The organism is Marinobacter orientalis, assembly GCF_004792665.1.
In the GTDB taxonomy this organism is placed as follows: domain Bacteria; phylum Pseudomonadota; class Gammaproteobacteria; order Pseudomonadales; family Oleiphilaceae; genus Marinobacter; species Marinobacter orientalis.
Window position 1 is genome coordinate 111,787 of the sequence record NZ_SRZX01000004.1, and the last position, 13,224, is coordinate 125,010.

Annotated in this window: 12 protein-coding genes; 3 read left to right on the top strand and 9 right to left on the bottom strand. The window is 55.1% G+C overall.

All coding sequences use genetic code 11. From position 1 onward, the window contains the following. Nucleotides 1-141 precede the first annotated feature (141 nt). Both fadA and fadB read right to left on the bottom strand, forming a co-directional pair. The gene (gene fadA / locus DIT72_RS12515) at nucleotides 142-1,317 is read right to left on the bottom strand and encodes an acetyl-CoA C-acyltransferase FadA (protein ID WP_135955587.1); all 1,176 of its coding nucleotides are present in this window, start codon (nucleotides 1,315-1,317) and stop codon (nucleotides 142-144) included. Between the two features lie 33 nt (nucleotides 1,318-1,350). Continuing rightward, on the bottom strand, nucleotides 1,351-3,498 hold the full coding sequence (gene fadB / locus DIT72_RS12520) for a fatty acid oxidation complex subunit alpha FadB (protein WP_135955588.1): 2,148 nt from the start codon (nucleotides 3,496-3,498) through the stop codon (nucleotides 1,351-1,353). A gap of 370 nt (nucleotides 3,499-3,868) precedes the next feature. On the opposite strand from fadB, the gene DIT72_RS12525 reads away from it, so the two are divergent. Continuing rightward, nucleotides 3,869-4,687, top strand: a complete 819-nt coding sequence (locus tag DIT72_RS12525; RefSeq protein WP_135955589.1) for a hypothetical protein — start codon at nucleotides 3,869-3,871, stop codon at nucleotides 4,685-4,687. A gap of 94 nt (nucleotides 4,688-4,781) precedes the next feature. After that, nucleotides 4,782-5,213, top strand: a complete 432-nt coding sequence (locus DIT72_RS12530; protein WP_135955590.1) for a universal stress protein — start codon at nucleotides 4,782-4,784, stop codon at nucleotides 5,211-5,213. 34 nt (nucleotides 5,214-5,247) lie between these two features. On the opposite strand, the gene DIT72_RS12535 is transcribed toward DIT72_RS12530, so the two are convergent. The 3 genes from DIT72_RS12535 to DIT72_RS12545 are packed head-to-tail and all read right to left on the bottom strand — an operon-like array spanning nucleotide 5,248 to nucleotide 8,667. Further along, on the bottom strand, nucleotides 5,248-5,919 hold the full coding sequence (locus tag DIT72_RS12535; RefSeq protein WP_135955591.1) for a DUF6901 family protein: 672 nt from the start codon (nucleotides 5,917-5,919) through the stop codon (nucleotides 5,248-5,250). Then, on the bottom strand, nucleotides 5,916-7,847 hold the full coding sequence (locus tag DIT72_RS12540) for an ATP-binding cassette domain-containing protein (RefSeq protein ID WP_135955592.1): 1,932 nt from the start codon (nucleotides 7,845-7,847) through the stop codon (nucleotides 5,916-5,918). The genes DIT72_RS12535 and DIT72_RS12540 overlap by 4 nt, the downstream gene beginning before the upstream one ends. Nucleotide 7,848: 1 nt before the next feature. Continuing rightward, on the bottom strand, nucleotides 7,849-8,667 hold the full coding sequence (locus tag DIT72_RS12545) for an MOSC domain-containing protein (protein WP_135955593.1): 819 nt from the start codon (nucleotides 8,665-8,667) through the stop codon (nucleotides 7,849-7,851). Nucleotides 8,668-8,752: 85 nt separating this feature from the next. Between DIT72_RS12545 and DIT72_RS12550 the strand changes: the two genes are divergently transcribed. Continuing rightward, on the top strand, nucleotides 8,753-9,448 hold the full coding sequence (locus tag DIT72_RS12550) for a protein-L-isoaspartate(D-aspartate) O-methyltransferase (RefSeq protein WP_135955594.1): 696 nt from the start codon (nucleotides 8,753-8,755) through the stop codon (nucleotides 9,446-9,448). Between the two features lie 66 nt (nucleotides 9,449-9,514). On the opposite strand, the gene DIT72_RS12555 is transcribed toward DIT72_RS12550, so the two are convergent. The 4 genes from DIT72_RS12555 to DIT72_RS12570 form a co-directional block, all read right to left on the bottom strand. Beyond that, nucleotides 9,515-10,015, bottom strand: coding sequence for an Lrp/AsnC family transcriptional regulator (locus tag DIT72_RS12555; protein ID WP_135955595.1), 501 nt, complete (start codon nucleotides 10,013-10,015; stop codon nucleotides 9,515-9,517). 141 nt (nucleotides 10,016-10,156) lie between these two features. Beyond that, nucleotides 10,157-11,050 carry a bifunctional methylenetetrahydrofolate dehydrogenase/methenyltetrahydrofolate cyclohydrolase FolD gene (gene folD / locus DIT72_RS12560; protein WP_135955596.1) on the bottom strand — a complete coding sequence of 298 codons (894 nt, stop codon included), beginning with the start codon at nucleotides 11,048-11,050 and terminating at the stop codon, nucleotides 10,157-10,159. Further along, entirely contained in the window at nucleotides 11,025-11,987 is a 963-nt protein-coding gene (locus DIT72_RS12565) for a methylenetetrahydrofolate reductase (protein ID WP_135955597.1), read from the bottom strand. Before DIT72_RS12565 ends, folD begins: the two co-directional genes overlap by 26 nt. A 49-nt stretch (nucleotides 11,988-12,036) precedes the next feature. After that, nucleotides 12,037-13,185 carry a glycine cleavage T C-terminal barrel domain-containing protein gene (locus DIT72_RS12570; protein ID WP_135955598.1) on the bottom strand — a complete coding sequence of 383 codons (1,149 nt, stop codon included), beginning with the start codon at nucleotides 13,183-13,185 and terminating at the stop codon, nucleotides 12,037-12,039. Nucleotides 13,186-13,224: the final 39 nt, after the last annotated feature.

Sequence of the window (13,224 nt, forward strand, 5' to 3'; positions counted from 1 at the left end):
AGGTGCATTGTTTTACAGGGTCAAGAAAAGCAAGACAACCCATTCTTCTGTTTGTCCCCGGCTTTTTTGCACCGTCAGAGACAGGAAAGCCCGGCATTTGCCGGGCCTCCTGAGGGCTCGCTACCAATCCGGCTTACCGGATCAGAGGCGCTCCCACACAGTCGCAATGCCCTGACCGAGGCCGATACACATGGTGGAAACACCAAGTTTACCGCCTTTGGCCTGCATTACGTTCAGAAGCGTGGTCGAGATTCGTGCGCCGGAACAGCCCAGCGGATGGCCCAGGGCAATCGCGCCACCGTTCAGGTTCACTTTCTCCTCCATCACGCCAAGCAGTTTCAGGTCTTTCAGCACCGGAAGGGACTGGCCTGCAAAGGCTTCGTTCAGTTCCCAGAAGTCGATGTCCTCGACTTTCAGACCTGCACGCTTCAACGCCTTCTTGGTGGCCGGAACCGGTCCGTAACCCATGATCGCGGGATCACAACCGGCAACTGCCATGCTGCGGATCTTTGCCATTGGCTTCAGTCCCAGCGCTTCGGCACGCTCCGCGGACATCAGTACCATGGCGGCGGCACCGTCAGTCAGTTGTGAAGACGTACCAGCGGTCACCGTACCGTTCTTCGGATCGAAGGCCGGCTTGAGCTGGCCCAGGGACTCAACCGTGGTCTCGGGACGGATGGTTTCGTCCTCTTCGATCAGTACCTTGAAGCCGTTCTCGTCGTGACCCTCAATAGGCACGATTTCGTTCTTGAAACGGCCTTCCCGGGTCGCTTCATGGGCCAGGCGGTGTGAGCGTGCGCCAAACTCGTCCTGCTGCTCACGGGTAATACCGTGCATTTTCGCCAGCATTTCCGCAGTCAGGCCCATCATGTTGGACGCCTTGGCGGAGTACTTGGACGCAGCCGGATTGTGGTCGAAGCCTTCGGTCATGGGAACGTGTCCCATGTGCTCCACACCGCCAATAACAAACACGTCGCCATTGCCGGTCTGGATGGCCTGGGCCGCCGTATGGATCGCACTCATGGCAGAACCACACAGACGGTTGACTGTCTGCGCCGCAGATTCGTGGGGAATGCGGGTCAGCAGTGAAATCTGACGCGCTACGTTGAAGCCCTGTTCCTTGGTCTGGTTTACACAGCCCCAGATCACGTCTTCAACTTCTTTCGGGTCGAGCTTCGGATTACGCTCAAACAGTGCTTCAATCAGCGCAGCCGACAGGTTTTCCGCACGTACATTGCGGAAGCAGCCATTTTTGGCACGACCCATTGGACTCCGCACGCAATCGACGACGACAACGTCTCTCGGATTAAGGCTCATAGATCTTTCTCCGTTCGGAAATCTCGTTCAGGGTTAGCCAAAGAACTTTTCGCCAGTCTTGGCCATTTCACGCAGCTTCTCGGTCGGGTGATACAGGGGACCCAGATCTGCAAACTTGTCTGCCAGCTCGACGAACCTGTCGACACCCATGTCGTCGATGTAGCGCAGGGCACCACCACGGAACGGCGGGAAGCCGATACCGTAGACCAGACCCATATCGGCGTCAGCCGGGTCTTCAACAATGCCGTCTTCCAGGCAGCGAACGGTTTCCAGACACAAAGGCAACATCATGCGGGCAATGATGTCCTCGTCGCTGAAATCATTCTTACCCTGAACGACCGGCTCAAGCAGCCTGTAGGTTTCTTCATCAACAACCTTCTTCTGCTTGCCTTTGCGGTCCAGTTCGTACTTGTAAAAGCCTTTGTCGTTCTTCTGTCCGTAACGGTTGTTCTCGTACATCACGTCAATGGCTGTGGTGCCTTCGTGCTTCATCCGGTCCGGGAAGCCCTCGGCCATCACTTCGCCGGCGTGCTTGCCGGTATCCATGCCGACAACATCCAGCAGATACGCAGGACCCATCGGCCAGCCGAACTTTTCCATAACCTTGTCAACATGCTGGAAATCGGCACCATCGCGCACCAGGTTCACGAAACCGCCGAAGTACGGGAAAAGAACACGGTTTACCAAGAAGCCGGGGCAGTCGTTGACAACGATCGGTGTCTTGCCCATGGCCTTGGCGTACGCAACCGTAGTTGCAATCGCACGGTCGGACGTCTTCTCGCCACGGATAACCTCAACCAGCGGCATCATATGCACCGGGTTGAAAAAGTGCATGCCACAAAAGTTTTCCGGGCGCTTCAGGTTGGCCGCCAGCTTGTTGATGGAAATGGTGGAGGTGTTGGAGGTCAGGATGGTGTCTTCGCGAACCGAATCTTCGGTTTCACGCAGCACGGCATCCTTGACCTTTGCGTTCTCGACAACCGCTTCCACAACCAGGTCGACGTTCTTGAAGTCGCCATAGTTCAGCGTTGGCGTAATGTTGTTCAGAACATCGGCCATCTGGTCGGGCTTCATCTTGCCCTTGTCGATGCGCTTGGTCAGAAGCTTCTTGGCTTCCTTCAGGCCCAGGGCAATGCCATCCTGGTTAATGTCCTTCATCAGGATAGGTGTGCCCTTCAGGGCTGACTGGAATGCAACACCGCCGCCCATGATACCGGCGCCCAGTACTGCAGCCAGTTTTACTTCGTTGGCTTCTTTTTCCCACGCCTTGGCCTTCTTCTTCAGTTCCTGATCATTCAGGAACAGGCCAACCAGGCACGCGGCCACGTTGGTCTTGGCCATCCTGGCAAAGCCTTTGGCTTCCACCTCGATTGCCTTGTCACGAGTCAGGCCGGCGTGCTTCTGCATCACCTTGATGGCCTCAACCGGTGCCGGGTAGTTCTTGCCAGCCTGGCCGGCAACATAGGCCTTGGAGATCTCGAACGCCATCATGCTTTCCATGGCGTTCAGCTTGATCTTGCCCTTTTTCTCTTCACGACGGGCCTGGTAATCCAGCTTGCCCTCGTTGCACTGATTGATGATGCCGATGGCAGCTTCCACCAGCTTTTCACTCTCGAGTACGGCATCCACTGCGCCGATGTTCAACGCTTTGTCGGCACGGTTCTCGGTACCGCCGCAGATCCATTCCACTGCGTAATCAACACCAACCAGGCGGGAGAGGCGAACAGTTCCGCCGAAGCCCGGGAATATGCCCAGCTTCACTTCCGGCAGGCCCACTTTGGCCTTCCTGTCCATTACCCGGTAATCGGTGGCCAGACACATCTCGAAGCCGCCGCCCAGAGCCATGCCATTGATGGCGGTAACTGTGGGGAAAGGCAGATCTTCGATGGCGCTGAATACTTCGTTAGCCTTCAGGTTGTTGGCAACCAGGTCTTCTTCCGGCCCTGCGAACAGCTCGGTGAATTCTGTAATGTCGGCACCAACGATAAAGCTGCCCTTGGAGCTGGTCACTACCAGGCCTTTCAGGCCCTTTGTCGCTTCCAGCTTGTCAGTCGCGGCGCGGAGCTCTTCAATCGTCAGACGGTTGAACTTGTTTACTGACTCACCCTGCAAGTCAAAGTTCAACTGAGCGATCCCGCCTTCGATCTCTTTAACCGTGATGGCTTTACCTTCGTAAATCATCAACTGATCTCCAGTCTGTGTTTGGAACTGCTGAAACAGCCGCACAAGCGCTCGCCATGCGGCCGCCGATGCAGCGAGATTTCGGTCACTACCCGATCAATCGATCCAAAAAATTCATACAGTCGTTTGAATCGTGAGGTGACACGATGAAAAAAAATGGCTCGTTTGTCAATTTGTTTCTGGAAGAATCAACCCGGACTGCCTCCGAATGAACAGCCGAACGGCACCTGGAGGCGAATGGAACTGTTTTTGATCAAGCAATTACAGCGGAATGCCTCGCAAAACTGCTTGATTGGCCAGCCCAGTTACTTTACCTTCGGATTACGACTTTAGTCCACAATAATAAAGCAGCCTTACGGAGACCCATCCGATGAAAGACGCTCCCGTGCGGGTACGCTCACTCGTAACAGCCCTGATTCTGTTGTTGATCGCTTCCTTTACTGTCCGCGCGCAAGAGGGAGGAGACGGCTTCCTTTCCGATCTTCACAGCTTCCGCATCAGCAATTATATCGCACTTGATGCCTACTACCGTTTCAGCGCCACTGGTGATACCGAGACTCTCAACGAAATCGTGGCCGCTATCAATAAGGCCAACGAAGCCATGAACTCTGTCGCAGACAGCACCGCAGGGGTACTTTCTGCAGAGCAGGTAGACAGTCTTAACGTCGAATTCGACCGTTTCAAAGACCTGATGCGCAGCAACATTAATGATGTTCGCAACACTGGATACCCGGACCTGCGCCTGGTTTCCGACATGGCGAACCAGGCACTCCTGATGAATCAGGCGGCCACCAAACTGTACCTCCTGGCCCAGGAAAGTAGCGAAACCGAGATTGACAACCGGGTAGAGGCGGCCCGCTCTGCCGCAGTCACCATTGCCCAGATGATGGCGAAGTATTCCGCTCGAACCAACTCCTCGGTTGCCCAGACATTTCAGGGTTCATCCAATGATATCGCGCTGGATGAGCAGGCACGCCTGTTCGATGCCCTGCTCGCGGAGGTAACGGAAGGCAACGCTCAGGGCCAACTGAAAAAGACGTTGAATGAGCTGACATCGAAGTGGGAATTTATCCGTGCTTCTTATATCAACTATAATGACAATAACGTCGCCTTCGTAATCGATCGTTATTCCAAAGCCATTCTGGACAGTCTGGCTACCACCATCGACCTTCTCCGGGACAATGCCTGACTGTTTTGATACCGTCACTGTTGATTTACACTTTTCAGGTAAAGAGTTGCCTGGATAAGCCCTATTAAGACTTCATCCGCGAAGGAGCGATGCGATGTCAATCTATCAAAAAATTCTGGTGGCCATTGATCTGACAGAAGAGGCCCCGCAGGTTCTTAACAAGGCCGTCGAGGTCAGTAAAGCCCATGGCGCACAACTGATGCTTGTGCACGTGGTCGAGCCGGTTGGCTATGCCTACGGCGGCGACATTCCCATGGACCTGACGGAACTTCAGGACCAGCTGGACAAGGCAGCAAAAGAGCAGCTTGCCCAATACGGCACGCAGTATGATATATCGAAAGAGAATCAGGTGGTGACCGTTGGCCGTCCGGAGTCCGAAATCCACCGGCTATCGAAAGAGCAGGATGCGGATCTGGTTATTGTCGGAAGTCACGGGCGCAAAGGTTTCCAGTTACTTCTGGGCTCTACCGCCAACGGCGTCCTGCACGGAACCGTCTGCGACGTGCTTGCCGTTCGGATTCAGTAGAACAATGTGATGTGTGATGTCAAGGGAGGGCGCTTCAGACAGCGCCTTCACCTCGTATTTTTGTTTCCAGCTTACGAAGCTGGCTTTCCAGGGAAAAGCTCACGCTGGAGGCCATTGAAAAAAAGTTCAGCAGCGCCTTGAGGTTGCTGTCACCCTTACAGACAGAATGGATGCGCTGCCACAGGGCCTGATTGACCAGCTGCAAACGCTGGTTTCTCTCCACCAGCCCTTTCAGATCCCAGTCCGGCTGCTGATCATTCCGTTTCGCCAGATACTGCTGCAGCAGATAATGGGAGACGCTTCGCATTATGAACTCATCATTGCTGGAAAAAGGCAGGTGGTGTACCGCCATGGACTTCAACTCGGACAGCACCGGGCAACCACTGGTGGCCATTTTCAGACCCAACAGTGAGCGCAGCGCCTCCTCAAGTGTTGTCGACTTTGAGTAGGTCCTGTGATCGTCAGTAACAACGACATCCACCTTTTGATAAGCATCCTCAGCCTGGAATGCATTCACCACCGGCAATATTTCCACAGCCGCCGGGCACTGCGGCGATTCCGCTGCGCTCAGGGGACAGTTTGAGCACTGACAATGCCCTAGCCTGGTCCACGCTGGCAGGTTGCCTTTCGCTGCCGTGGGCTCATCCGTTACTTTGAAATCCACGGACCGGCTATCTTCAAACCTGAATTGATACGTTACGTTCATTGATTCGCCTGTTCCTCCAACTCCATCCACCGCTCGATAACCGTTTCCAGGCGGGCTTCCCTGTCACCCAGTTCCGCAAGGGTCGCGGATACATCGTCCGCCGCGCCGGAATAGAACTCCGGGTCCGAAATCTGCTGCCGCAGGTCTTCCAGCTCACGCTCCAGTTTTTCGATCTGGCCTGGCAATTGCTCCAGTTCCAGCTTGAGTTTGTAGCTGAGCTTGGCGGGCTTTACCTTTGCCGATTCGGTACCGGACGATATGGACGCAGGCTCCGGGGACGGGGCTGGCCTGTCGTTCATTGGTGGTTTTGACGCCTTTCGAACCCCGCCCTCGGAGGGAAACCGCCCACCCTGCCTTCGCCAGTCGGTGTAACCACCGACAAACTCGGCAACTTTACCAGAGCCGTCCAGAAATACGGTGTCGGTTGCCACATTATCGAGAAACTCCCGGTCGTGACTGATCACCACCACCGTACCGGCAAACTCCACCAGACGGGACTCCAGCAGCTCCAGGGTTTCCACGTCCAGATCGTTGGTCGGTTCGTCGAGCACCAGAATGTTGGCGGGTTTACTGAACAGTTTGGCGAGCAGCAATCGTGCACGTTCGCCGCCGGAGAAGACACGTACCGGAGAACGTGCACGCTCCGGGCTGAACAGGAATTCCTGCAGATAGCCCAGCACGTGCTTGCTCTGACCGTTGATTTCAATGAACTCACGCCCTTCGGAAAGGTTATCGAGAGCGTTACGCTCCAGATCCAGCTCACCGCGAAGCTGATCAAAATAGGCCACCTGGAGATTCGTACCCAACCGGATCCTGCCTTCAGTGGGCTTGAGATCCCCTAGCAGCAGACGCACCAGTGTTGTTTTCCCGGTTCCGTTTTCACCAACCAGGCCGATCTTGTCACCCCTCAGAACGGTCATATTCATGTCCCGGATAACCGGGGTACCGTCCGGGTAGGAAAATCCTGCTTCGCTGGCTTCCACCACCAGTTTTCCGGAACGGGCCGCATCCTCCACCGAGAAGCTGGCAGTGCCCCCACGTTCGCGCCGCTGCCGCCGCTCTTCCCGCATTGCCTTGAGCGCCCTCACCCGGCCCATATTGCGGGTTCGCCGCGCCTTGATACCCTGGCGTATCCACGCTTCTTCCTGTTTGAGGCGTTTGTCGAATAACGCATTCTGACGCTCTTCCTCTTCCAGCGCCTTTTCCTTCAGGTCCAGATAGCGGTCATAGGTGGCGGCAAAACTCACCAGATGGCCCCGGTCCAGTTCCACGATTCTCGTTGCCATCCTGCGGATAAAGGCCCGGTCGTGACTGACAAACAGTATCGCCCCGCGGAACTGACCCAGAGCCTCTTCCAGCCACGCAATGGCAGGCACGTCCAGATGGTTGGTCGGCTCATCCAGCAGTAACACATCGGGCTCTGTAACCAGCGCACGGGCCAGCAGAACTCTTCGCTGCCAGCCACCGGAGAGTGTATTCAGCCGCTGATCCGGGTCGATGCCATATTGGGCGAGAATGGCGCCAACTTTCTGGTCCAGTCGCCAGCCATCAAGTGACTCCAGGCGCTCCTGGACTTTCATCATACGATCAAGGCTTGCCTCATCCGCGTTCTGCGTCAATTTGTGGAATTCGGCAAGCAGATCGCCAGTCTCCGGAAACGCGCCGGATACGGCTTCATAAGCCGTCCGGGTATCGTTGACGGGCAGGTTCTGGGGCAATACCGAAAGCTTTGCACCGTCTTCCAGTCTCACGGTTCCACCGTCCGGCACTACCTCGCCGGTGACAATTTTCAGTAAGGTGGATTTTCCCTCCCCGTTTCTGCCCAGAAGGCACACGCGTTCTCCAGGCTCCATGGTCATGGATGCCCGGTCAAGCAATGGCTGCATGCCAAAAGCGAGAGATACGGCATCCAGCGTTAACAATGGCACGTTATGATTTCTCCGTTGTTGCGGTCGTTGTATCAGCCGCGAAAGTAACAGCGCTTCCCACCAGGATATCTCCGGCTGATTCATGAATCGCATTCATTCCGAAAATCACGCCATCAGAGGTACGCCGGTAGGTTCCAAGCTCCCTGAGTGGCTGTAAATCCGTAGCTTTTTCGCCACGGTCAGGATCGACAGTGGTCATAACGCAGCGGGAACAGGGTTTGACCAGACTGAACGCAATGTTGTTGATAAGCAGCGTCCCCCACTCGTCTTCCGTCCAGGGAGTAGCACCCTCGACCACTATATTGGGCCTGAAGCGGCGCATTTCCACCGGGTCGTCGAGCCGTGAGTTCAATTCGTCCAGGGACGCCAGATTGGTGATCAGGAATGGGAAGCCATCAGCAAAACTGACACGACGATACTCGTTAACCCGACTGGCATCAACGCGGCGAAAGGTTTCATCGGGCATGAAAACAAAACGGAAAGGCCCGCCGCAATACCGGGACAGGGCCTGGGAAGCCTCCGTGCCATCATAAACGGCTTTGGCCCAGTCCCGCCAGACTCTGACCCGGCATTCGTCACCGCCGGCAACCAGCGGGAATTCCCCTTCACCCGGGATATCCACAATCACCTGACCCGATTCCATGCGGGTTCCAACCCTTGCAAGTTCCGGATTGGTACGCTGGGTCACAAATTGTCGATCAGCATCAACAATCATCCAGCGCCGATCACCCGCAGGACCGAAATCATCGATATGAAACGAGGAAACCCGAATCCCGGCGAGGGATTTAACCGGATAGACATACAATGAATGCACTTGCATGAGGGTTCCCCGAAAATGGTTAAATGTAGTACTTTCGATCAGGAGTATACCCGAGAATCGCCGGTTAACTGCAAGGAGAGGCAATATGACCAGTGAGCGCCATCCAGGCAAAGCGAAACAGGCATTCCTTGCTATCCTGGCAAGAAGGGGCATCAAGGATAAACGGGTACTGGAAGCCATGGAAGCTGTGCCGCGGGAAGCATTTGTCGGGGCCCGCCAGACCAGGTATGCCTATGATGACAGTCCACTGCCTATAGAAGAAGGGCAGACCATCTCCCAGCCCTATATCGTTGCCCTGATGACCGAGGCGATGCAGCTCGAGCCGGACAATACCGTCCTCGAAATCGGTAGCGGTTCTGGCTATGCGGCAGCGGTTCTCTCCAGAATTGTAAAACAGGTTTACACCATTGAGCGGCACCCTATGCTGGCGAAACTGGCCCGGGAACGTCTGGCTGACCTGGGCTATGACAACGTCAGGGTCCTGTGTGGCGATGGCACCCTCGGCTGGCCGGAGCACGCTCCCTTTGACGCCATTGTTGTGACCGCCGGTGGACCCCGTGTTCCGGAATCCCTGGTCAGGCAACTGGTTATCGGCGGGCGCCTCGTCATTCCAACCGGTCCGGCTATTCACCAGCAAAAACTGCTGCGTATTACCCGCGTCAGTGAAGATGAAACAGAGTCCGAAGATCTCGGTGGTGTCCGGTTTGTTCCTCTTATCGGCGAGGAGGGCTGGCGAGACACTGAAGGCAGGATGACCACACCTTCCCCCAAAAAAGGATGACTGACCGGCAGACATCGCCTGCGGACGTTATGGTTGCCTGATGCCCTGAAATCCGAGGCGGGGATACTAGGTTTCTGTACGTCTCTTCATTTCCATGAGTTGCGACAAACTGAGTGACGTGGATTTTACTTCTTTCGTTACAACGTAAATCAGATAGCGATCTATTCCGAGCTCTTCTTCGAGTAACTGTTCGATAAACGTTTGAAAATCCGACAGACTGCTGGTTGTTACCTTGAGTATATAGTCATAGCCACCACCGGTCGCGCAGCACTCCACAACCTCATCAATGCTCTGAATGCGTTTTTCAAACCGGTCAAAATCTGACTTTTTATGAGCGTTCAGTGAAATGGTCAGAAAAACCTTGGTCAGATCGATAATTCTGTCGACAGCGACCTGCCCCCGATAACCAGTTATAAGGCCAGCTTTTTTGAGTTTGGTCAGTCGCAGCCAGCAGGGGGTCGGCGATCGGTTCACCAATTCAGCAAGCCGATTTTTACTTATTTGTCCGTGCTGCTGAACCGCACTTAAAATGCGGACATCGAGAGCATCTAGCGCGACTTTTTTCATATTGTTAACGCTACAAATAGCATCCTGATGACGGCAGTCTAGTCACCCGGGTGGGTATCTTCAATATTTGAGTTGCTATATTTCAGTTGCTAGTTATACATCGCCGTTCAAGCAGCTTCGCTGATCAGAGTTTTCTGTCTGTCAGACTTTCAGACGTGCAGGTTCGGGGAGGGAATGCGCACGACAACATGCCGTCACGGTGTTGGCCAGCAGACAGGCAATGGTCATCGGGCCGACGCCGCCGGGCACCGGTGTGATCGCGCCTGCAATATCTTTGGCAGCGCCGTAATCGACATCGCCAACCAGGCGCATCGTACCGTCACCCTGGTCAATCCGATTGATACCCACGTCAATCACTGTGGCACCTGTTTTGAGCCATTGGCCTTTGACGAACAGAGGCCGTCCTACAGCCGCGACAACGATATCTGCAGCAACCACGATATCGGGCAGATTCCTCGTATGCGAATGTGCCACGGTTACTGTGCAATTCTCTTTCAGCAGCAACTGTGCCATGGGTTTGCCCACGATGTTAGAACGCCCGATCACGACCGCGTGTAACCCGGCCAGATTACCGCAATACCCGCGAAGCATCATCAGGCACCCTAAAGGGGTGCAAGGCACCATAGCCGGTTGGCCAGTGGCAAGCAGGCCAGCGTTGGAAACATGAAACCCGTCCACGTCCCTGGACGGATCAATCGCATTGGTCACCAATGCTTCGTCAAGATGCTCTGGCAAGGGAAGCTGAACGAGGATGCCGTGAACCGATGGATCAAGATTGAGCTGTTCGATCAGCGCCAGAAGTTCGGCTTCGACAGTATCTGCGGGCAGCTTGTACTCGTATGAGTGCATACCAACTTCAACCGTCTTCTTTGCCTTCGAGCGGACATAGATCTCGGATGCGGGATCTTCTCCAACCAGCACAACCGCAAGGCCCGGAATTAGTCCATGAGCCTGTTTGAGTTGCGTAACGTGCTCAGCTACATTTTCGAGTAGCACAGCTGCGAACGCTTTACCGTCGATAATCCGCGCCGTCATGTGTATCCCCTTCCGAGTTTGCTGGCCGACCTGCACTCCCGCCGTGTTCGGTAACCCAGTTCGCACTGGTTTCAATCCCTCCCAGCGGAAAAAAATGCACCTGTTCAATGCCAAAGCCCGGCTGTTGCTCTTTATACACAGCGAGCTCAGACAACAGTTCTGTGGGCTCATAGGGCAAAAGTAGCTTGGTCACGTCCCTGGCCCGGCGTTGCAACACCTTCATGCTGGGGCCGACGCCGCAAGACAGGGCGTATTTCATCAGCGTCTGGATCCTGGCAGGTCCGGCCACGCCGATATGGATTGGCAGGTCAATCCCCTCGTCTGCGACCCGATTGGCCCAGGCGATGACCGGCGCAGCTTCGAAACAGAACTGGGTAGTGATCGCTACCCTCGCATCGGTCCGCCGGGAAAAAGCCTGCTTCCAGTTAAGCGCTTGCATGACAATCCTGTCAGAGCCATCGGGATCAATATCGCGGTTTCCCTCAGGGTGGCCAGCAACATGCAGGTGTCTGAAGCCATCGAACAGTCCTGTTTCGATCAGCTTCAAGGAGTCTTCGAATTCGCCAGCCGTAGTAGTGCGCCCGCCGCCCAGGAGCAATGCCTGTGTCACACCTGCCTCGCCCTGATACCGGGCGATCCAGTCAGCCAGTTCAGCGCGGTCCTTTATGATGCGGGCAGGAAAATGGGGCATGACGGCGAACCCGTCATCGGTCAGGCGACGAGCGGTGCGAACCATATCCTCAATCGGTGTTCCATCGATATGAGCGATATAGACACGCGTGCCTTCAGGCAGAATATCACGAAAACTTGCAACCTTTGCGGCGGTCCGCGGGATGACCTCAATCGAATAGCCGCGAAGGAAGTTCTCCAGTGGTCGGGATGTCTGGTCCTCTCTGCCGGCAGCGGTGGATTTAGAGGGAAAGGAAAACAGTGCCATAAAATCTCTCCTGTCTGCTGGCAGTTGGCCAGGCTCTGTTTCTATACCTTCAGGCCGCCGCGATTTTCTTGTTAGGGTCAAAGAACGGCCTTTCGACCACAGTGGCCGTTGTTTTCCCAAGGGGCATATCAACGTCGAAGATTGTTCCAAGCTCCGCAAAATCCGCGCTCACCATGGCCAGCGCAATGTTCTTCTTCAGCCGCGGAGAGAATACCGCTGAAGTAACCTTACCCACGCACTCACCGTCTTTCTCCAGCGCCCAGTATCTGGTGTTAGGGCCCGACAGCGCGGGACCGTCGATCACCAGACCAACGTGCTTGCGAGAGACACCTTGTTCACGGATACGCCTGAGTGCAGCCTTACCAATGAAATCAGCCTCCATATCCAGCTCAACCAGTCGATCAAGGCCTAGTTCATACGGATTGGTATTGATGTCCATATCGGCGTGGTAGGACAGCATTCCGCCTTCGATACGGCGAATTGTCGATGTATGACCCGGTTTGAGCCCAAATGGAGCACCTGCAGCCATGATCTTCTCCCACAACTCTTCACCTTTCGAAGCGTCCTGCAGGTAGAGCTCATAGCCCAGCTCGCTCGACCAGCCGGTGCGGGAAATGATCAGAGGAATGCCGTCGAGCTCACAGTCGCGTAGCCAGAAGTAGCGGAGATCGGTAATGCTCTCACCGAACAGGGTTTTCATGATCTCGCCGGACTTCGGGCCCTGCAGCTGAAGCGGAGATACTTCCGGTTCGCGGATTTGCACGTCCAGCCCAGCGTTGATGGCGACACCCTGGGCCCACAGCAAAATGTCGCTGTCAGCCAGGGAGATCCAGAAGCGATTTTCCTCGAGACGCAGCAGGACAGGATCGTTCAGAATCCCGCCCTCGGCATTTGTAATAAGCACATATTTACACTGGCCGACAGCACATTTTGAAAGATCCCGTGGAGTAAGCAGTTGCGCAAACTGTGCGGCATCGGGGCCAGTGATCTCGACCTGGCGCTCTACGGCTACATCACAGAGAATGGCGTCGTTGACCAGGTTCCAGAAATTCTGTTCGGGATCACCAAAATCGCGAGGGATATACATGTGGTTATAGACCGAGAAGCCATTCGCGCCCCAGCGCACGGTTGCCTCGAAATAGGGAGATTTGCGGATTTGTGTTCCAAAGCCAAATTCTTTCTGTTCGTGCTTACCCATTTTTTCGTCCTCTTATTTTGCAACCCCGTCCCTGTTCCT